At 73.1% G+C, this 20,854-nt stretch carries 11 protein-coding genes; 8 read left to right on the forward strand and 3 right to left on the reverse strand.

What is annotated here, in order from left to right; translation table 11 throughout:
- The 3 genes from prfB to ABZT74_RS32310 form a co-directional block, all read right to left on the reverse strand.
- Positions 1–1,185 (reverse strand): peptide chain release factor 2 (prfB, locus tag ABZT74_RS32300; protein WP_356440745.1); only part of this gene is annotated, 1,185 nt, incomplete at its 3' end.
- A 114-nt stretch (positions 1,186–1,299) separates the two neighbouring features.
- The gene (locus ABZT74_RS32305; RefSeq protein WP_355862762.1) at positions 1,300–2,553 is read right to left on the reverse strand and encodes a serine/threonine-protein kinase; all 1,254 of its coding nucleotides are present in this window, start codon (positions 2,551–2,553) and stop codon (positions 1,300–1,302) included.
- A 105-nt stretch (positions 2,554–2,658) separates the two neighbouring features.
- Positions 2,659–4,350 (reverse strand): serine/threonine-protein kinase, encoded by a 1,692-nt coding sequence (locus ABZT74_RS32310; RefSeq protein WP_355862760.1) that lies wholly within the window; start codon positions 4,348–4,350, stop codon positions 2,659–2,661.
- Positions 4,351–4,814: 464 nt separating this feature from the next.
- Here ABZT74_RS32310 and ABZT74_RS32315 point away from each other — a divergent pair, with 464 nt between their 5' ends.
- From ABZT74_RS32315 to ABZT74_RS32350, 8 genes are all read left to right on the forward strand, one after another.
- On the forward strand, positions 4,815–8,606 hold the full coding sequence (locus ABZT74_RS32315; RefSeq protein ID WP_356440748.1) for an FHA domain-containing protein: 3,792 nt from the start codon (positions 4,815–4,817) through the stop codon (positions 8,604–8,606).
- 268 nt (positions 8,607–8,874) lie between these two features.
- Positions 8,875–10,281 (forward strand): ABC transporter substrate-binding protein, encoded by a 1,407-nt coding sequence (locus ABZT74_RS32320; protein ID WP_356440751.1) that lies wholly within the window; start codon positions 8,875–8,877, stop codon positions 10,279–10,281.
- Positions 10,282–10,288: 7 nt separating this feature from the next.
- Positions 10,289–11,629: a sugar ABC transporter permease gene (locus ABZT74_RS32325; protein ID WP_356440753.1), complete on the forward strand. Its 1,341-nt coding sequence runs from the start codon at positions 10,289–10,291 to the stop codon at positions 11,627–11,629.
- Positions 11,626–12,537, forward strand: a complete 912-nt coding sequence (locus tag ABZT74_RS32330) for a carbohydrate ABC transporter permease (protein WP_356177608.1) — start codon at positions 11,626–11,628, stop codon at positions 12,535–12,537. The genes ABZT74_RS32325 and ABZT74_RS32330 overlap by 4 nt, the downstream gene beginning before the upstream one ends.
- Positions 12,538–12,688: 151 nt before the next feature.
- Positions 12,689–14,989, forward strand: a complete 2,301-nt coding sequence (locus tag ABZT74_RS32335) for a bifunctional glycosyltransferase family 2 protein/CDP-glycerol:glycerophosphate glycerophosphotransferase (RefSeq protein WP_356440755.1) — start codon at positions 12,689–12,691, stop codon at positions 14,987–14,989.
- Between the two features lie 123 nt (positions 14,990–15,112).
- Complete coding sequence (locus tag ABZT74_RS32340) at positions 15,113–17,272, forward strand: CDP-glycerol glycerophosphotransferase family protein (RefSeq protein WP_356440758.1); 2,160 nt, start codon at positions 15,113–15,115, stop codon at positions 17,270–17,272.
- Position 17,273: 1 nt separating this feature from the next.
- On the forward strand, positions 17,274–19,490 hold the full coding sequence (locus tag ABZT74_RS32345) for a CDP-glycerol glycerophosphotransferase family protein (RefSeq protein WP_356440761.1): 2,217 nt from the start codon (positions 17,274–17,276) through the stop codon (positions 19,488–19,490).
- A 74-nt stretch (positions 19,491–19,564) separates the two neighbouring features.
- Entirely contained in the window at positions 19,565–20,821 is a 1,257-nt protein-coding gene (locus tag ABZT74_RS32350; RefSeq protein WP_356440816.1) for a hypothetical protein, read from the forward strand.
- The last annotated feature ends 33 nt before the right edge of the window (positions 20,822–20,854 follow it).

Consider the following 20,854-nt stretch of genomic DNA (forward strand, 5'->3'; position numbering starts at 1 on the left):
CCGGCGCAGCAGCTTCGCGCCCGCGAGGCCGGCGGCCATCGCCGCGACGGTCAGCGGCAGCAGCCGCAGCCCGGTCTCCAGCGGGGACAGTCCGATGCGCCAGCGAATTCCGGCCTCCAGGAAGCCGTCGATCTCGCCGCCGAACACGGCCTCGGGGTTGCCGACTTCGAACTCGGTGCGCAGGTCCTTGACCATCTGGTACGGGTGCAGGACGTACGAACGCATCTGATTGCCCCAGGAGTTGCCGCCGTCGCCCTTGAGGGCGTCCATCGCGGCCTGCTCCTCCTGCCGGCGCCGCTCGAGGAGCTTGGCCTGCAGCACGTTCATGGCCGAGGCCTTGTTCTGGATCTGCGACCGCTCGTTCTGGCAGGAGACGACGATGCCGGTGGCCAGGTGGGTCAGGCGCACCGCGGAGTCCGTGGTGTTGACGCCCTGGCCGCCGGGACCGGACGAGCGGTACACGTCGATGCGCAGCTCCGACTCGTCGATCTCGATGTGGTCGGTCTGCTCCACGACGGGCAGGATCTCGACACCGGCGAAGGAGGTCTGGCGGCGCCCCTGGTTGTCGAAGGGGGAGATGCGCACGAGTCGGTGGGTGCCCTGCTCCACGGAGAGCGTCCCGTACGCGTACGGGACGTGGACGGCGAAGGTGGTGGACTTGATGCCCGCCTCTTCCGCGTACGAGGTCTCGTAGAGCTCCGTCTTGTAGCCATGGCGCTCGGCCCAGCGCAGGTACATGCGCTGGAGCTTCTCGGCGAAGTCGGAGGCGTCGACGCCTCCGGCCTCGGCGCGGATGGTGACGACGGCCTCGCGGGAGTCGTACTCGCCGGACAGGAGGGTGCGGACCTCCATCTCGTCCAGCGCCTTCTTGACGGCCGTGAGCTCGGTCTCGGCCTCGGCGCGGGTGTCCGGGTCGTCCTCCTCCTCGGCCATCTCGAAGAGCACACCCAGATCGTCGATGCGCCCGCGGAGCGCTTCGGCCTTCCTGACCTCCGCCTGGAGGTGACTCAGCTTGCTGGTGATCTTCTGCGCCTCGTCGGGGTCGTCCCACAGGGACGGCGCGGCCGCCTGCTCCTCGAGCACGGCGACATCTGCCCTCAGCTTGTCGAGGTCCAGGACGGCCTCGATCGACTCCATGGTCGAGGAGAGGGACTTGAGCTCTTCGGATACATCGACGACTGCCACGCCTCCAGCGTAACGGCTACGACAACCGGGCCCGCCCTCGTCCCCGAGGGGGCCTTGGCCCGAGGACCGCCGAAGACTTCCGAAAGGCGCCTGTCCGCGACGCCCGCCCCGGGGTCACGGCGACGAAGGGGCCGAGTTCTTCGTGTCCTGGGGGCTCCCGCCGGAGTCATCGCCGGAGGTGGCGAGCCAGGTGCCGACGCCCACCGCGGCGACGAGCGCGACCGCCGCCGCCCCCAGCGTGATCCGGCGGCGCCGCGCGGAGGCACGGTGGCGTGCGGACCCCGGCCGGGGCGCACCGGCGGCCCGGGGTGCCCGCGCCGTGCCGCGGGCCCCGCCGGCCAGCTCGTCGGGCGCCGGTACGCGCATCGAGGTGTGGGTGTCGCGGTTCGAGTCGGGCGCGGCCCCCGGCACGAGCGGCACGGCCCCGCGCCGTACCCGCTCCGCGGCGGGCTCGGAAGGCTCGGCGCTCTCGTCGCCGTCCTGGCGCTCGTCGTCCGCCTCCTCGTCCTCCGAGTCCGGCGAGTCCACGTCCAGCGGTGGCATCCCGGACAGCAGGGGCAGCTGCTCGCGGAGCCGGGCTCCCAGCTCGGAGGCGCGCAGCCGGGACGCGGGCGCCTTGGCGAGGCACTGCACGATGAGCTGCCACAGCTCGTCCGGGATGCCGGGGAGCGGGACGACGGTCTCCGTGACGTGGCGGCGCAGGACGGCGCCGGGGTGGCCGCCGCCGAAGGGCGTGAACCCGGCGAGCAGCTCGTACAGCACGGTGGCCAGGGCGTAGATGTCGACGGCGGCGCGCGGCGGCAGTCCCTCGATGATCTCGGGGGCCAGGTAGTCCGGGGTGCCGATGATCTTCGTGGCCCGGGTGCGGCGCGGGGAGTCGATGAGCTTGGCCACACCGAAGTCGGTGAGGAGGGCGGGGTGGGAGCCGCCGGGGCCGAGCGGGCCCTGCATGTCGAGCAGCACGTTCTCGGGCTTCACGTCGCGGTGGACGACGCCGGCGGCGTGCGCGGCGGCCAGTCCGTCGGCGACGTCGGCGACGATCGCGACGGCCGCCGCGGGGGCGAGCCTGCGCTCCCGGTCGAGCCGGGTGCGCAGGTCGGTGCCGCGGACGAGGTCCATGACGAGGGCGAGGTCGTTGCCGTCGACGACCAGGTCACGGACCGCCACCACGTGGGGATGGTCGAGACCGAGCAGTGCGGTGCGCTCCTGCACGAAGCGCCCCACGAGCTCCTGGTCGGAGGCGAGGTCCTCGCGCAGCAGCTTGATGGCGACGGGACCCTCGGGTCCCTCGCCCAGCCACACCGTGCCGGCGCTCCCCCGCCCCAGGATCTGGTTCGCGGTGTACCGGCTGCCGATCTTGCGTGCCAAGACTGCTCCTACAGACGCGTGTTGTCGCTAAAAGTACGCGTCCGAGGAGCCAACCTTCACTCCCGAGGCGGAAATCACCCGTCAGATATCGACAAATCCACAGGGTCAGTTGCTCGAGGGGCTGTTTCCGCCGAGGTCGCCGACCCAGCCGCTGACCGTGTCGAACCAGTCGCTGAGCTGGGCCCAGTAGCCCTTCGTGCTGCCGATCCAGCCCTGGAGGGGGCTGAACTCCCACACCAGCCAGCCGGCCACGAACAGGATGACGATGGTGAACAGACAGCCCTTCAGGCAGCCGAGCCCCGGGATCTTCATGGGGTTGGCGCCGCGCTGACGGGGCTCGCGGGCGGGGCGCGGCGCGGGCTGCTGCGGGCGCTGCGGCTCGGCGTAGCGCTGCGGCTGGGGCTGCTGCTGGGGTGCCGGGGCGTAGCGCTGCGGCTGTTGCTGCTGGCGCCCGTACTGCTGCGGGTCCTGCTGCTGCGGGTAGCCGTAGCCCTGCTGCTGCGGCTGCCCACCGCGCTGCGGTCGCTGCTGCTGGGGCTGCTGCTGCGGCCGGGCCACCTGACGCTGGGGGCGGCGGCGCAGCGGGTCCTCGTTCGGGTCGAGGTACTGGACCTGCGTCTGGTCGTTGCGGTCGCGGGCCGCGCGCAGCTGGTTCTGCCAGGGGTGCGGGTCCTCACCCTGGCCGCCGGGCTGGTGCGGCGGTACGGGCGGGAGCACGGCGGTCGGGTCGGCCGCGCCGCGGTTCGGCAGGACGGAGGTGGGGTCGGCGTCGCCGGAGGTGTGCGGCAGCACGCTGGTGGCGCCGTACGGGTCGTAGGAGCCCGCGTTGTGCGGGAGCACCTGCGTGGGGTCGGCCGCGCCGGGCATGCCGGGGACGGTCGCCGGGGACGGGTCGGGGGCGAGGAGGGCGCCCACGCCGTCCGCGGCGGCGATGGCCGCGGGGGTCGCGTGCACGCCGACGCCGGCGGCCACGGCGCGCAGGCCGCGCGCGAGGTTCTCGGCGCTGGGCCGCTCGTCGGGGTTCTTGCGCAGGCAGCGCTCGATGACCGTCCACAGGGGGTCCGGGACGGTCGAGGGGCGGCGCGGTTCGGCGCTGAGGTGCTGGTGCAGCACTTCGAGGGCGGAGCCGCCGGAGAACGGCGGGCGGCCGGTGACCAGCTCGTACAGCAGGATGCCCGCGCCGTAGATGTCGACGGCGGACGTCTGCGGGCGTCCTTCGGCGGACTCCGGCGCCACGTAGGCGGGCGTGCCGACGAACTCGTGGGTGCGGGTCAGGCCCGGGGAGTCGGCGAGGCGGGCGATGCCGAAGTCGGTGAGCATCGGGTGCATCCCGCCGGCGTCCTGCTTGAGCAGGACGTTCGCGGGCTTCAGGTCGCGGTGCACGACGCCGTCGGCGTGGCTGGCGGCGAGCGCGTCGGCGACCTGGGCGGTCAGCAGCGAGGCGGCGACGGGCGAGAACGGCCCGTTCTCGCGCAGGTAGCGGTGCAGGTCGGGCCCGTCGACCAGGTCCATGACCAGCGCGAGCAGGTCGCCCTCGACGACGAGGTCCCGTACGCGCACGATGTTCGGGTGGGTCAGGCGCAGCAGCACCGACCGCTCGCGCAGGAACCGCATCACGATGTCGGCGTCGCTGGCGAGCTCCTCCTTCAGGACCTTGATCGCCACGGTCTCGCCGGGCTGGCCCGCGACGGCCGCCTCGGCGCCCGCGGTCTCCCGCTGGCGGGCGCGCCAGACCGTGCCTGTGGCGCCGCGTCCCAGCGGCTCCTCAAGGAGGTACTTGCTCCCTACCGGCCGCACGTCATGCGCTCCCTGTTGCTTGCTTGACTGGTCCGTCCACCGTGGTCACCGTGGTCAGGTTTCCGACCCACTGTAGTGCCGCCCTCCCGGGCACCGGGCTGTCGTCGTCGTGTGCTTGGCCATAGGTCCCCCGCGCGCCTGTGGTCCGCATAAGCGCATACGTGCGGCTACCCGTGCATGTTCGATGGAAAGACGCTCGGTCCGGTCGCTTGGTTGCCGGAAGACGGGCGTGACCGATCTCAAGCGGACACCCGCCGGCTACCGGTCAGGCACTTTTACGGGCAGAGCCGACCAATCAAGATCACTTACGGGTGGGGGGCGGGCGTGTTGTCAGTGGCAGGTGCGAGGATGCCTCCAGTACTGGCCGACGTGCCCGTGTGCGGTGGGGGAATTCTGCGGTGGGGGACCGCAGCACAGCCTCGTCCTCGTCGCGGGCACCTGCGCGGAAGGGACCCCTGACGGCGATGCAGATCCGGCTGACCGTCGTAGACCCGTTGGGCCCGCCCTCGGAGCCGCGGGGGCGAGCCGCGGCCTGCGATGTGCTGGTGACCGCGCCCGCCGGGACGGCGCTGGCCGCGGTCGCGTCGGGGCTGGCCTCGGCGGTCGGGGGCAGCGGGCAGGGCGAGCGGGGGCGTGAGCCCGGGGGCGGCCAGATCGTGCTCTACGCGGGCGCGGAGCGACTCGACGCCCAGCGCTGCACCCTCGGTGAGCCGCCGCTGACGGACGGCGCCGTGCTCAGTCTGGGCTCACCCGCCGAGCCCGGTCCCGACCTGGACGACGTCTCGACCCAGCTCCATGTGGTCGCGGGGCCCGACGCGGGCGGGGTCCACCTGCTGCACGGCGGCCAGATCCACGTGGGCCGCTCCGGCCGGGCGGACGTCCCCCTGGACGACCCGGACGTCTCCCGTCTGCACTGCGCCGTCACGGTCACCCCGGACGGCCGGGTCTCGGTCGCCGACACCGGCTCCACGAACGGCACGACGCTGGACGGCACCCGCGTGGGCGAGCGTCCCGTCCGCTTCACCGAGGGCGCCCTGCTGCGCGTCGGCGAGTCCGCCCTGCGCCTCGCCCCGCCCGGAGGCCCGGGCACGGTGGCGACGGCCCCGGACGGCGAAGGGCACGTCCGGGTGTCGGTGGGCGCGCCCCGCGACGCCCCGGACGGCGGCCCCCACGCTCCGGGCCCTGTGTCCGCCCCCTCACCGAGCGCCTCCCCGGACGCCCGGCAGCCGCACGGAGCGGTCCCCCACGCGCGCGGGGAGAGCGCCTCCCTCTTCCAGGGGGGCTCCCTGCCTCCCGCGGACGAGACCCATCACGCCTACGGCACCTCCGACTGGGGGGCCTCCGCCGACGGCGTCCCGGGACCCGAGGAGTACGGGCGGCCGGCACCGCCTGTCGTGCCGGAGCAGGGCCGGGCACCCCGGATCGAGAGCGGCCCGCGCGGCGGAGCCGGAGGCCCGGGCCGGAGCGACGGCCACGCGGGAGCCGCCGGCGATTGGCCCGAAGGAGAGCCGGAGGACGCCTTCGGCGCCGGACCGGGCATCCCGGGAGCTCGCAAAGGCACGCCGACGCGCGGCACGGACCTTCCCCCGGGGATGCGCAGGCGCGGAGGTCTCGGAGCCTGGGCCCGGCGGCTGACGGGAGGCCGCGGCGGCCCGGAGGAGGGGACGGCGCCCGAGGCGTTCGACGACGGAGCGCTGGTGGTGCGGGACCTCCCGGCCGCCGTGCACCGCTCGCCGGAGAGCTGGCCCGACCCGGCGGCACTGCTGCTCACCGCCCTCGGCCCGGGCCCCCGGCTCTGGGAGCGCGGCCCCGGTCACCCGGAGGCTCTGACGGTGCGGCTCGGCACGGCCGACCGGACGACGCCGGGCGGCTCGGGCGCGTTGCCCGCCGTGCCGGTGACCACGGGACTGCGTGAGGTCGGTTCCCTGGGCCTGGCCGGCCCGAGGGCGCGGCTGGCGGGGCTGGCCCGGGCGGTCGTCGCCCAGCTCGCCGCGCTGCACTCCCCCGACGCGCTGGAGATCGTCCTCATCAGCGCCGACCGCGCCCGCCCGGTGCAGGAGCGCAGCGCCGAGTGGTCCTGGCTCGGCTGGCTCCCCCATCTGCGTCCCACCCACGGGCAGGACTGCCGTCTCCTCCTCGCGTACGACCGTGAACAGGCGGCGGCGCGCACCGACGAACTCCTGCGCCGCCTGGAGGACCACCTCGCGGAGACGGACGGCGGGCCCGGCCGGCGGGGCACCGGCGGCGAGGGCGTCTCCGTCCCCGCCGCCCGGCGCCCGGAGCCGCACGAGAGCGGCGCACACGACGGGCCCGGCACCGGCGGCACAGCGCGCGGTGCGACGCACCGGCCCTCCTGGGCCCGCGCGGAGAGCGGGCCGCACACCGGGTCCGGACAGGACGACAGCGGTTTCGACGGTCCGTACACGGTGGTCGTCGTGGACGGCGACCCCGGCGGCGCGGACGTCCGGGAGGCCGTGCTGCGCCTCACGCACGAGGGCCCGCGGGCCGGTATCCACGTGGTGTGTCTCGCCGAGACGGCCGCCGCGTCACCCGCGTCCCCGGTGACGGAGACGTACGAGGCGGCCTGCGCCGTCGCACCGGCGTTCCGTGCGTGCGGGGCGGTCGCCCTGCTCAGCGGGGACGTGGCGACGGCACTGCGGCTGCTGCGGGTGGCGCCGGGCGGCACCGGCGAGCCCGCCCCCGGCGGGACTCCGCTGACCGGGGCGGCGCACGGCGACCGGTCCCGCGGCGTGGCGGAGCGCACCGGACCGTCGGCGCCGTCACCGCGTTCCGGCCCCGCGCACACCGGGCCGTCGGCCGCCTCCTCACGCCACGACGGATCGACGCACCTCGGCATCCCGCACCCCGGAGCCGGACGCGGGTCCGCGGCCGGACCCTCCGGCACCTCCTCGCCCCACTCGGGCCGCACCTCCCCCGGCGCCGGAGGACAACCGGCGCGCGGTCCCGTCGGCCACGGCACCGTCGCCGCGGTGGACGCCGTGTCGCTCGCCTGGGCCGAAAGGTTCGCGCGGGCGCTCGCACCGCTACGGACCGACGGCGCTCAGGGCGACCGGCACACGCGCGTGTCCGCGCCCCTGCCCCAGGCGGCCCGCCTGCTGGACGAGTTGGGTCTCGCACGCGCCACCCCCGCTTCTTTGATGGCCCGTTGGGCGGACGCCGCGGACGACACCGAGGCACTCGGCGGACGCGCCCGGGCCGTCCTCGGCGCGGGACCGCGCGGCCCCGTCGCCGTCGACCTCCACGTCGAGGGCCCGCACCTGCTGATCGAAGGCCCTCCGGGCAGCGGCCGTACGGAGCTGCTGCGCTCGGTCGCCGCGTCCCTGGCCGCCGCCGAGCGGCCCGACCGGCTCGGCATCGTCCTGATGGAGGGCCGCGACGGCACGGGCGGACACGGCTCCGCGAGCACCGGTGAAGGACTCCAGGTCTGCACCGACCTGCCGCACGTCACCACGCATCTGACGGCCAACGACCCCGTGCGCATGCGGGAGTTCGCGCAGTCCCTGAGCGCCGAGCTGAAGCGGCGCTCCGAGCTGCTCGGCCGGCTCGGCTTCGGCGAGTGGCACACCGGACAGGCGGTGTCCGGCCGGCTGGTCGCCCAGCGCTCGCCCGGCCCGTCGGCGGGCAGAACCCCGCCCACCGGCGCCGCCGACCTCGACACGCCGTCCAGTTCGACGCTGCGGCTGCGGCCCGCCGCGGCCCGCCGGCAGGCAGAGGCGGGCCCGCCGCTGGCCCGCCTGGTCGTGGTCGTCGACGACCTGGACGCCCTGCTGTCACCGCCGTTGGGGTCCCCGGGGCGCCCGGCCGCCGGTTCGGTCGTGCGGGCGCTGGAGGCCGTGGCCCGCGAGGGCGACCGTCTCGGCGTGCACCTCGTGGCGGCGACCGCGGAGGACGGCCGTACGGCGGGGTCGGAGCTGGCGCGTTCCGCCGCGTTGCGCGTCACCCTCGAAGCGCCGTCACCGGGACCGGACGAACCCGCCCCCGGGCGGGGCCGTCTGCTGCGCCCGGACGGCCGGGAGACCCCCTTCCAGGGCGGCCGGGTCACCGGTCGCATCCCCCGCACGGCCACACTGCGCCCCACGGTCGTCCCCCTGGAGTGGCACCGCATGGGCGACCCGCCGACGCGCCGCCCGGTCCGCGAACTGGGGAACGGTCCGACGGACCTGGCCCTGCTCGCCAGCGCGCTGGAGCGCGCGGCCCGTTCCGTCTCCGCGGCCGAGGTGCCGTCGCTGCTCTAGGTGTACTGCCCAGGGCAACTGGATCGGTCCGGCCCCCGGACCGATCCAGGGCGGTGCGTCCGGCGCCGCGAAACCGCCCCCAAGTGCCCTGTTCGCGAGGTCTGTTCGGGTCTCGCGTCGGTGTGCCCGACGTCACGACCCAATCACGATCGCTCTCTTGACAGCACCGGCGCTCTTGCCGCCCTTGAGCGACCAGGCGTAGACCGGAGCGCACGGGACAGCTGTTCGGACGTTCAACGAGGAACGCAGAACGGAGAACGGGGCACTGATGCGCAGCACTCTTCGTACACACAGGTCGACCGATCACGCCACGCACCGCTCACGCAGGACGGCACAGGCAGCCGCCGCGCTCGTCGCGGGGGCGCTCACGCTCACCGCGTGCGGCGGCGACGACGGCGGCACGGACAAGGGCAGCGACGGCGGCACGGCCACCGCGAGCGGTGGCACCGGCTCGGTGACCCTGCCCAAGCTCGACGGCGACACCCTGGAGGTCGCCGCCGTCTGGACCGGCGCCGAACAGGCCAACTTCAAGAAGGTGCTGGCGGAGTTCGAGAAGCGCACGGGCGCGAAGGTCACGTTCGTCCCCGCGCAGGACCCGATCATCAACTTCCTCGGCTCGAAGATCGCCGGTGGCGCGCCGCCGGACGTCGCGATGCTCCCCCAGGTCGGCGCCATCAAGCAGGCCGTCGACAAGAAGTGGGCCAAGCCCATCGGGCCCGACGCCCAGGCGCAGCTGGCGAAGAACTACGCCCAGGGCTGGCAGGACCTCGGCAAGGTCGACGGCAAGCAGTACGGCGTCTACTACAAGGCCGCCAACAAGTCGCTGGTCTGGTACAACGCGAAGGTCTTCGAGAACGCGGGGGCCAAGGAGCCCAAGACCTGGAAGGACTTCCTGACCACCGCGCAGACCGTCTACGACTCCGGTGTCACCCCGGTGTCGGTGGGCGGCGCGGACGGCTGGACGCTCACCGACTGGTTCGAGAACATCTACCTCTCCCAGGCGGGCCCGGAGAAGTACGACCAGCTCGCCCAGCACAAGATCAAGTGGACGGACCCGTCCGTGAAGGACGCGCTGACCACGCTCGCCCAGATCTGGGGCGACAAGAACCTCATCGCGGGCGGCCCGGACGGCGCGCTCCAGACGGAGTTCCCGGCGTCGGTGACGCAGACGTTCACCGGGGGTGACCAGCCGAAGGCGGGCATGGTCTTCGAGGGCGACTTCGTGGCCGTCAACATCGCGGAGACCAAGGCGAAGATCGGCACGGACGCGAAGGTCTTCCCCTTCCCCGCGGTCGGTGACAAGCCGCCGGTGGTCAGCGGTGGTGACGCCGCCGTCGTCCTGAAGGACTCCAAGGCGGCCCAGGCGCTGGCCACCTTCCTGGCCTCGCCCGACGCGGCGACCATCCAGGCGAAGCTCGGCGGCTATCTGTCGCCCAACAAGAGCGTGGCGCTGTCCGCCTACCCCAACGCGGTCCAGCAGAAGATGGCCAAGGCGCTGATCGCGGCCGGCGACGACTTCCGGTTCGACATGTCCGACCAGGCCCCGCAGTCGTTCGGCGGCACGCCCGGCAAGGGCGAGTGGAAGGACCTGCAGGACTTCCTGAAGAACCCGAAGGACATCGCGGGCACCCAGAAGAAGCTCGAATCCGACGCCGCAGCGGCCTACAAGGGCTGATCCGGCGATGACGTCGGCAACGGCCGGGGGCGCCGCACCGGTGCCCCCGGCCCGCAAGCGCAAGAGCGTGACCGGCACCCGCAGGACCGTGGCAGCGCTCTTCCTGCTGCCCGCCCTGGTGCTGCTCGGCGCGCTCGTGGTCTACCCGATCGGGTACTCGGTCGTGCGCAGCTTCTACGACCAGTCGGGCGACGGGTTCGCCGGGATCGACAACTACAAGGCACTGTTCAGCGACGACGGCATCCGCACCGCGCTGAAGAACAACATCATCTGGGTGGTGTTCGCCCCGACGGTCGCGACCGCGCTCGGCCTGATCTTCGCGGTGCTCACCGAACGGGTGAGCTGGGGAACGGCGTTCAAGCTGGTCGTCTTCATGCCGATGGCCATCTCGATGCTCGCCTCCGGCATCATCTTCCGGCTGGTGTACGACCAGGACCCGGACAAGGGCATCGCGAACGCCGTGTGGGTCGGGGTGCACGACACCTTCGCCTCGTCGTCGGCGTTCCCGAAGGCCCACCTCGGCCGGGAGTCGCCCCTGAAGGCCGACGAGGGCGGCTTCGTCACCCGCGACGCCGTGCGGGCCGGACAGTCCGTCTCGCTGCCGCTGGTGGGCGTCGCCCCGGACCAGATGCCGGACAGCGCCAAGAAGGCGGTGCAGGCGGCCACGGACCCGGGCAATGTCACCGGCACCGCCTGGCAGGACTTCACCCGCGGCAAGGGCGTGGGCAAGCTCGGCCAGGTCGACCCGAGCGAGCTGGGCTACCCCGGGATGCGGATCGAGGCGGTCAAGGACGGCAAGGTCGTCGACTCGGCGAAGGTCGGCGACGACGGCACGTTCACGCTCTCGGGCAAGGCCGACGGAGCACTGCTGCGGCTCCCGGCCGACAACTTCAAGGAGCCGTACAACGGACTCGACTGGCTCGGCCCGTCGCTGGTCACTCCCGCCATCATCGGCTCGTACATCTGGATGTGGGCGGGCTTCGCGATGGTGCTGATCGCGGCGGGACTCGCGGGCATGCCGCGTGAGCTCCTGGAGGCGGCCCGGGTCGACGGGGCGAACGAGTGGCAGGTGTTCCGCCGGGTCACGGTGCCGCTGCTCGCACCGGTCCTCGCGGTGGTCGCCGTGACGCTGATGATCAACGTACTGAAGGTCTTCGACCTGGTGTTCATCATCGCTCCGGGCTCCTCCCAGGACGACGCCAACGTGCTGGCCCTGGAGCTGTACCGCAAGGGCTTCGCGGAGGACCAGCCGGGCATCGCGAGCGCCATCGCCGTGTTCCTGCTGCTGCTCGTGATCCCGGTGATGCTCTTCAATGTCCGCAGGCTCAGGCGGGAGGTGCGGCGATGACGGCCCATGCCGGAAGTCTCACGAAGACGGCACCCGCGGCCGAGGCGAGGACGGCCCGGCGGTCGCTCGGTTCACGGATCGCGGGTGCCGTCAGCAGCGGTGTCCTGCGCGTCTTCCTGCTCCTGGTCGGCCTGTTCTGGCTGGTGCCCACGCTCGGGCTGCTGCTGTCCTCGCTCCGCAAGCCGGAGGACATGAGCGCGAGCGGCTGGTGGAAGGTCTTCAGCGAGCCCTCGCAGCTCACCGTGGACAGCTACCAGAAGCTCCTGGAGAACAGCGACATCACCAACTCGCTGCTCAACACGGTGCTGATCACCGTGCCCGCGACCCTGCTCGTCGTGGTGATCGGCTCGCTCGCGGGCTACGCCTTCGCCTGGATGGAGTTCCCCGGCCGCGACTGGTGGTTCCTCGGCGTGGTCGGTCTGCTGGTCGTGCCCGTGCAGGTGGCGCTGCTCCCGATCGCCGAACTCTTCGGAAAGATCGGCATCTTCGGGTCGATCATCGGCGTGGTCCTCTTCCACGTCGGGTACGGGCTGCCGTTCGCGGTGTTCCTGCTGCGGAACTTCTTCGCGGAGATACCCCGGGAACTGCTGGAGGCGGCCCGGCTGGACGGTGCGGGCGAACTGCGGCTGTTCACACGGGTCGTGATGCCGCTCGGCGGGCCCGCCATCGCCTCGCTGGGGATCTTCCAGTTCCTGTGGGTGTGGAACGACATGCTGGTCGCCCTGGTGTTCTCCGACTCGGGCAGCCAGCCGATCACGGTCGCGCTCCAGACGCAGGTACGCCAGTTCGGCAACAACATCGACGTGCTGGCCCCGGGCGCCTTCATCTCGATGGTGATCCCGCTCGCCGTGTTCTTCGCGTTCCAGCGGCAGTTCGTGTCCGGCGTGATGGCCGGCGCCGTCAAATAGGCAGGTAGCAGCAGCATTTGAGGGGCGGGCCGGACACCGGCCCGCCCCTCGCCGTTCACCGGACATCCCCCGGATGCCACATCTGGCGTAACCAAGTCACCCCTTCGGCCGTTCCCGGGCAGGTATGCCCGCGCCGACCCATGGATGTCCCGTGCCCCGGTTCAGTGTCATCGTCCCCGCGTACAAGGTTCAGGCGTACCTGCACGAGTGCCTCGAATCGGTGCTCGAACAGTCGTATCCGGATCTCGAACTCATCGCGGTGGACGACTGTTCGCCCGACGCCTGCGGGTCGATCATCGACGAGTTCGCGGCCCGCGACGCCCGCGTCCTGCCGGTGCACCTGCCGGAGAACGTGGGACTCGGCCGCGCCCGCAACGCGGGCATCGAACGCGCCACCGGCGACTACCTGATCTTCCTGGACAGCGACGACACCCTCACCACGGACGCGCTGCACGCGATCGCCGACCGTCTGAAGGAGACCGCCGAACCGGACGTGCTGGTCTACGACTACGCGCGCACCTACTGGTCGGGCGAGGTCCGGCGGAACCAGCTCGCGGCGGAACTGACCGAGGAGGGCCCGGCACCCTTCCGGCTCGACGAGCGGCCCGGGCTGCTCCGGCTGCTGATGGTGGTCTGGAACAAGGCGTACCGCCGGGAGTTCGTCGAACGCGAGGGCCTCTCCTTCCCGCCCGGGTACTACGAGGACACGCCCTGGACCTATCCGGCGATGATGTCCGCCGAGTCGATCGCCACGCTCGACCGGGTGTGCGTGCACTACCGCCAGCGGCGGCACGGCAGCATCCTCGGCACCAGCAGCCGCAAGCACTTCGACGTCTTCGACCAGTACGACCGGGTCTTCGCGCACGTCGCCGCGCACCCCGAACTGGAGCGGTGGCGCCCGCTGCTGTTCCGCCGCATGATCGACCACTTCTCCACGGTGTTCGTGAAGCGGGACCGGCTGCCGCGCGGCGCGCGTGCCGAGTTCCTGCGCAAGGCCCGTGACCACTACCGGCGTTACCGCGTCCCGGGCGCCCCCACCGGGCCACGGCTGCGGCACGCGCTGGTCCGGTTCGGCACCCACCGCACGTACCGGCTGCTGTCGTCCCTGTCGCGGACCCGCAAGCGGGCCGTCCGGCTGGTCGGCACCCTGCGGCGCTCGGCGCGGGGCGCCGCGCTCCACCTGCACTACCGCGTGCAGCTCCGGCTCCCGCTGCGCGCCGACCGCGCCGTCTTCTCCAGCTACCGGGGCCGGGGCCACGGCTGCAATCCGGGCGCCCTGGAGTCGGCGTTCCGCACGTACGCGCCGCACGTCCGCACCACGTGGATCGCCGACCTCGAACACCATCACACGATCCCGGCGGCCACCGGCCGGCTGCGCCCCGGGACGCCCGGTTACTGGACGGCGCTCGCCCGCTCCAAGTACCTGGTGAACAACGTCGACTTCGACCGGCGTCTGGTGAAGCGGCCCGGCCAGGTCATGATCCAGACGCAGCACGGGACGCCGCTCAAGTACATGGGCCTCGACCTCCAGGACCGACCGGCCGCCGCGCGCGGCACGGACTTCGCCGAGCTGCTGCGCGGCGTCGACACATGGGACTACTGCCTGTCCGCCAACCGCCACTCCACGCTGGTCTGGGAGCGGGCCTTCCCCTCCTCGTACGACACGCTGGAGTACGGGATGCCGCGCAACGACGTGTTCCAGAAGGCGACTTCGGCCGACGTGGCCCGGCTGCGCGCGTCGCTCGGCATCCCCGAGGGCGCGGTCGCCGTGCTGTACGCGCCGACGTACCGCGACTACCGGAACGGCCAGCACCGCACCCTGGACCTGGAGCGCGTACTGCGGCAGCTGGGGCCGCGGTTCGTGGTCCTCACCCGCGCCCACCACCGCTACGGGGCGCCGCTCACCGACGCCTCGGGCGGCCGGCTCATCGACGTGTCGGACCATCCGAGCGTGGAGTCGCTGTGCCTCGCCTCGGACGCGCTGGTCACCGACTACTCGTCCCTGATGTTCGACTACGCGGGCCTGGACCGGCCGATCGTCGTGCACGCCGACGACTGGGAGGCGTACGAGGCGGCTCGCGGAACCTACTTCGACCTGCGCGCCTTCCCGCCGGGCGCGGTCGCGCGCAGCGAGGACGAACTGATCGACATCTTCGCGACCGGCCACTGGCGGGGCTCGCGCTCCTCGCAGCTGCGGGCCGCGTTCCGCGAGCGGTTCTGCCCGTACGACGACGGACGCGCCGCCGAGCGGGTGGTGCGGCGGGTGGTGCTCGGGGAGACGACGGGGCTGCCGCCGTTCATCCCGTTCGCGGAGCGGCACCCGGTCCCCTCGGCGCTCGCGGCGCCTCCCCGCCCCGTGGGCTCGGCCCCACCGGCGGTCGCCCCTCCCGCCGCGCCGCTCCCGGCCGTCCCGGCGCCGGGCGGTGCCCTCCCCCTGACCGAGCAGCACTGAACCGGAGTCCGCGTGCCCTCCAGCCCGTCGCGGCCCACGCCCACCCGGCCCACCACATGGCGGCCGACCGGGCGCCCCGGGCGATGAAACCCCCGTTCGGCGCCCCTTGAGAGAAAGATCAGAATGCCCCGCTTCAGCGTCATCGTGCCCACCTTCGGAGTCGCCGGGCGACTGTCCCACGCACTGGACTCGGTCCTCACCCAGTCCTTCGGCGACGTCGAGCTGATCCCGGTCTGCGACGGGCCGGACTCACCGGCCGCGGCGGTCGCCGCCGGGTACGCCGCCCGCGACCCCCGGGTGGCGCCCGTCCACTCGCCGCCCCCGGGCGGGCTGAGCGGGGCCCGCAACGCCGGGATCGCGGCCGCGACCGGCGCCTACGTGCTCTTCCTCGACGGCGACGACGAGCTGGCCCAGGGTGCGCTCGCCGCGCTGGACGCGGCCCTGCCGACCGGTGTGGACGTCCTCTACTTCGGGCACCAGCGGGTGCACTGGTGGGAGGGCGAGCCGAGCACACCACCGCTCGACAAGGCCGCCGAGGTCCTCGGCGTGCACGTGCCGGCGTGGAGCGCGGCCTACCGTCGCGCGTTCCTCGTCGAGCACGAACTCGTCTTCCCCGAGGGGCATTTCACCGACGCGGGCTGGGGCGGGCTGGTGACGGTCGCGGGCGGACGGACGGACGTGCTGCGCACGGTCTGCGTACGCCACCATCTGCGCCGCCAGGGCAGCCGGCTCAACGCGCCGGGCGAGCACCACCTCGAACTCCTCGACCAGGTGGAGCGGGTGCTGGCCCGGGTCGCCGAACAGACCGTTCCCGCCGCCCGGTCCAAGGCGCTGTTCGGCGAGCTCTTCACCCTGGTCCTGAAGACGGCCGCGCATCCCACCCGGGTGCCGGCGCGCCGCCGCCGGGCCTTCTTCCGCCGCGCGGGCCGGCTCTACCGGCGTCATCGCCCGGCCGGTTTCCGCGTGCCGGGAGGCAGCCTCGGCGTGCAGCACCGGCTGCTCGCGACGGGCGCCTACAGCGCGTTCCGGGCCCTGCGGGGCGCCAACCGGGCCGCGGCCGGTGCGGTCCGGCGGGTGCCGCGCCCGAGGATGCTGCGCACCCGCGCCTTCTACGCCGCCCAGTTGCGCCGGCCGCTCGACGAGAACCTCGCCGTGTACTGCGCGTACTGGGGCCGCGGGTACGCCTGCAACCCGGCCGCGATCCACGCCAAGGCCCGCGAACTCGCCCCGCACATCCGCTCGGTGTTCCTGGTGGAGCCCGACGCGGTGGACGCGGTGCCGAAGGACGTCGAGCACGCGGTGATCGGCAGCCGGCGCTCCTGGGAGGTGCTCGCCCGCGCCAAGTACCTGGTCAACAACGCCAACTTCGCGGACGCCGTGGTGAAAAGGCCCGGCAGCGTGCACGTCCAGACGCAGCACGGCACACCGCTGAAGAAGATGGGCGTCGACCAGTCGACGTACCCGGTGGTGGCCGCCGCGACCGGCAGCTTCACCAAGCTGCTGTCCCGGGTGGACCGCTGGGACTACAACCTCTCCTCCAACCGGCACTCCACACAGATGTGGGAGCGGGCCTTCCCCGGCGGCTACGAGGCCCTGGAGTACGGCTATCCGCGCAACGACGTGTACTGCACGGCGACCGCCGAGGACGTGGCCCGGGTCCGTAAGCGCCTCGGGGTGCCCGAGGGCCGGACAGCCCTGCTGTACGCCCCCACCCACCGCGACCACAGCACCGGCTTCGAGTCGCGCCTCGACCTGGAGGCCTTCTGCGAGGCGGTCGGGGAGCAGTTCGTCGTCCTGCTGCGCGCCCACTACTTCTACGACGAGGGCAGCGGGCGCGGCTCGGGTCGGATCATCGACGTGACCGGGCACCGCTCCTCCGAGGACGTCTGCCTGGCCGCGGACGCGCTGATCACGGACTACTCGTCGATCATGTTCGACTACGCCAACCTGGACCGTCCGGTCGTCGTCTACGCAGACGACTGGGAGGTCTACCGGGAGACGCGGGGCGTCTACTTCGACGTGATGAAGGAGCCGCCGGGCCGGATCGCGCGTACCCCGGGCGAGCTGGCCGCGCTCTTCACCGACGGCTCGTACGCCGATCCCGAGGCGACGGCTCTGCGGGCCCGGTTCCGCGAGCGTTTCTGCCAGTTCGACGACGGGAGGGCCGCCGAGCGGGTGGTCCGCAGGGTGCTGCTGGGCGAACCCCCCGAGGCGATCCCGCCCGTCCTGCCGCTCGCCGAACGCCGCCCGGCTCCCTCCGCGTCCACCCTCGTAAGGAGCTGACGTGCCCCGCTTCAGCATCATCGTCCCCGTCTTCAAGGTGCAGGGCTTTCTGCGCGAGTGTCTCGACTCGGTCCTGGAGCAGTCGTACACGGACCTCGAGGTGATCGCCGTCGACGACTGCTCCCCGGACGGCTGCGGAGCGATCCTCGACGAGTACGCGGACCGCGACCCGCGCGTGCGGGTGCTGCACCTGCCGGAGAACGTGGGGCTCGGCCGCGCGCGCAACGCGGGCATGCCCCTGGCCGGCGGGGACTACCTGTTCTTCCTCGACAGCGACGACACCCTCACGCCGGGCGCGCTGCGCGCCGTCGCCGACCGGCTGGAGGAGACCGCGGACCCGGACGTGCTGGTCTTCGACTACGCCCGCACCTACTGGTGGGGCGGAACCCGCAGGAACGTGCTCGCCCGGGTGCTCGCGGAAGCCGGCGCGGGAACCTTCTCGGCGTCCGAACACCCCGAGATCCTCGACCTGTTGATGGTGGTGTGGAACAAGGTCTACCGGCGCGCCTTCGTCGAGCAGGAGGGCTTCGCCTTCCCGCCCGGCTACTACGAGGACACCCCGTGGACGTTCCCGGTGATGCTCAGCGCCCGGCGGATCGCCGCGCTGGACCGGATCTGCCTCGCCTACCGGCAGCGCCGCCAGGGCAACATCCTGTCCACCACCAGCCGCAAGCACTTCGACATCCACGACCAGTACGAGCGGGTCTTCGCGTTCGTCGACGCCCGGCCCGAGCTGTCGAGCTGGCGCCCGTACCTGCACCACAAGATGGGCGAGCACTGTCTCGACATCCTCTCCAAGCAGGACCGGCTGCCGGAGGGCGACAAGGCCGAGTTCTTCCGGCTGACGGCCGCGCTGTTCCGCAAGCACCGGAGCGGTCCCGTGCCGCCCGAACTGCGCGTGCTGGAGGGCGGGTTCACGCGGTACCGGCTGCGGCGGCAGGCCGCGCGGGCGGGACGGGAGCTGAGCCGGCGCGGACAGCAGGTGCGCAGGGCGGCGACCGTGCGGGTCGGGCGCGGCTGGTCCTCGCTGCACGAACACCGCCCGCTGGACCCGAATCTCGCGGTGTACTCGGCGTTCTCGCACCGCGGAGTCCTCGGCGACCCGGCGGCCGTGTACGCGGCCGCGCGTGAACTCGCCCCGCACGTCCGGGGCGTGTGGGTGGTCCGCGACGAGGAGCAGGCGGCCCTGCTGCCGCCGGACACCGAGCACGTGCTGCTCGACTCGCCCCACTACCGCCGGGTGACCGCACGCGCCACGTACTTCGTGAACAACGTCAACTGGCCGGGCTCCCTGGTGAAGCGCCCCGGCAGCGTCCATATCCACACCCATCAGGGCACCCCGCTGAAGTTCATGGCCGCGGACCTGCTGCACAAGCCGGGAGCCCGGCACGGCTTCGACGTGCCGCAGATGCTGCGCCGCGCCGACCGCTGGGACTTCAGCCTGGTCGCCAACCGCCACTCCGAGCTGGTCTGGGACCGCGCCTACCCCTGCCACTTCACGTCGCTGCGCACCGGCAGCCCGCGCAACGACGTCCTCGTGCGGGCCCGCCCCGGGGACGGGGCCGCGGTCCGCGAACGCCTCGGCATCCCCGCCGGGAACCGGGTGGTGCTGTACGCGCCGACGCGCCGCGACTACGTGCGCGGCGGGCATGCCGACCGGCTCGACCTCGCCCGGTTCGCGGACGATCTCGGCGACGGCCACACCCTCGTCGTACGGCTGCATCCCTCGCTCGCGGACGGTCCGGCGCGCGGGATGGGCCTGGCCGAACTGCACCGGCGCGGGATGCTGGTCGACGCGACGGACGAGCCGTCCGTCGAGGACCTGATGCTCGCCTCCGACGCGCTGGTCACCGACTACTCGGCCCTGATGTTCGACTACGCCAACCTCGACCGGCCGATCGTGCTGCTCGCCGACGACTGGGGCGCGTACGCGGCGAGCCGGGGCGCCTACTTCGACATCACCTCCGACGCGCCCGGCCATGTGGCGGGCACGCAGCGGGAGTTGGCGTGGCTCTTCGCGTCGGGGTCCTGGCGGGACGCGGAGTCGGCACGGCTGCGGGCCGGGTTCCGGGCGCGGTTCTGCGAGTTCGACGACGGGAGGGCCGCGGAGCGCGTGGTGAGGACGCTGATGCTCGGCGAGCGGCCCGAGAACCCGGCCACGGCGGCGGCCGTCGCGGTCCCCGCGCAGGCGGGACACGACGTCCTCGCGTCCTCGTGAGCGCCGCCACGACCGCGCGCGCCCCGCGCCGCTGGGCGCGGGCGCTGCGCCGGCCGCGGTCGGCGCGCGGCTGGGTGGTGGTGATCGCCGCGGTCTTCGCCGTGCTCCAGCTCGCCAACATCACCGGCCGGGACACCCCGGACACGAAGAACTACCTGTCGTACGCGCTGAGTCTGAGCGGCGACGGCAAGCACGAGGCGGCCGCCCGGACGATCGACTACGCGTGCGCGAGCAAGGCGTCCGTCGCCCGCCGCAACCAGGCCGTCGACGTGGTGCGCTTCCACCGCGCGAGTCCGACCCGGCGGGTGGTCGAGGAGTGCCGTCGTGCGGAGTGGCGGGGGGTGTCCGCGCGGCTCGCGGCCGGGCAGACCGCCGGCCACACGGTGCCGTTCATGCCTCCGCGCTTCATGCGGATCTTCGAGGTGCGGCCCGGCTATCCGGTGCTGCTGGTCCCGTTCGTGACGGTGCTCGGGGTGACGTGGGGGCTGTGGGCGTCGAGCGTCCTCGTGACCGTCGCCGGGGGTGTTCTCGTCTTCCTCGTGCTGCGGACCCTGCGCACCTCCACGGGCGCGGCCCTCACCGGTCAGGCGCTCTTCTACGTCCTGCCGTGCGGGACCACCGCGATGCGCCCGATGACCGAGGGTCTGATGCTGACGGTGACCCTGGCGGCGCTGTGGGGCTGCGCGCTGGCCCTGGAGGGGCGCGCGCGGGCCGGTACGTGGCTGGCCGGCGCCTCGCTGGCCGTCCTCTTCACGGTCAAGCACTCGCAGGCGCTCTTCCTGGGCCTGTGTCTGGCCGCCGTCTGCGCGCTGCACCTGGTGCGCCTGCGCCGGTGGGACGGGCCGCTGCGGACGCTCGGGGTGGTCGCGGGCTGCGCGGCGCTGGGCACCGTGCTGCTCGCGAAGGTGCTGGGCTACCCCTCCGAGTCGGAGAGCCTGCAGGACCTGCTGACCGGGCACTTCGCCCGTCCCGACCGGGCCGGTCCGTGGCCGGAGTTCTTCCATCTGGAGACCGCGTTCTGGATCGAGTGGCTGCGCCGGCAGCTGTGGGAGCCGCTGTTCCTGGCGGCCGTGACGGCGGCCGGATGGGGGGCGCTGCGCCGGCACCGCGCGTTCGCGCCCTTCCTGCTGGCGGCCGCTTTCACCGGGGTGCTCAACCAGGCCGGGCATCCGGACATCAACATCTGGGGAAACCGGCTGATCGTGCTGTTGTGGCTGCTCCCGGTGGTCGGCCTGCCGCTGCTCCTGGACGCGGTCGTCCGTCCGGCCGCACGGGCCCTCACCGGCGCGGTGCCGGGGCCCGTGCGGCGGGACGCCGAGGTCGCCCGATGAGGTGATCTTGGGCTAGCGGCCCGACCCCTGCGG

The sequence above is a fragment of the Streptomyces sp. NPDC005302 genome, assembly GCF_040607345.1.
Lineage (GTDB): Bacteria > Actinomycetota > Actinomycetes > Streptomycetales > Streptomycetaceae > Streptomyces.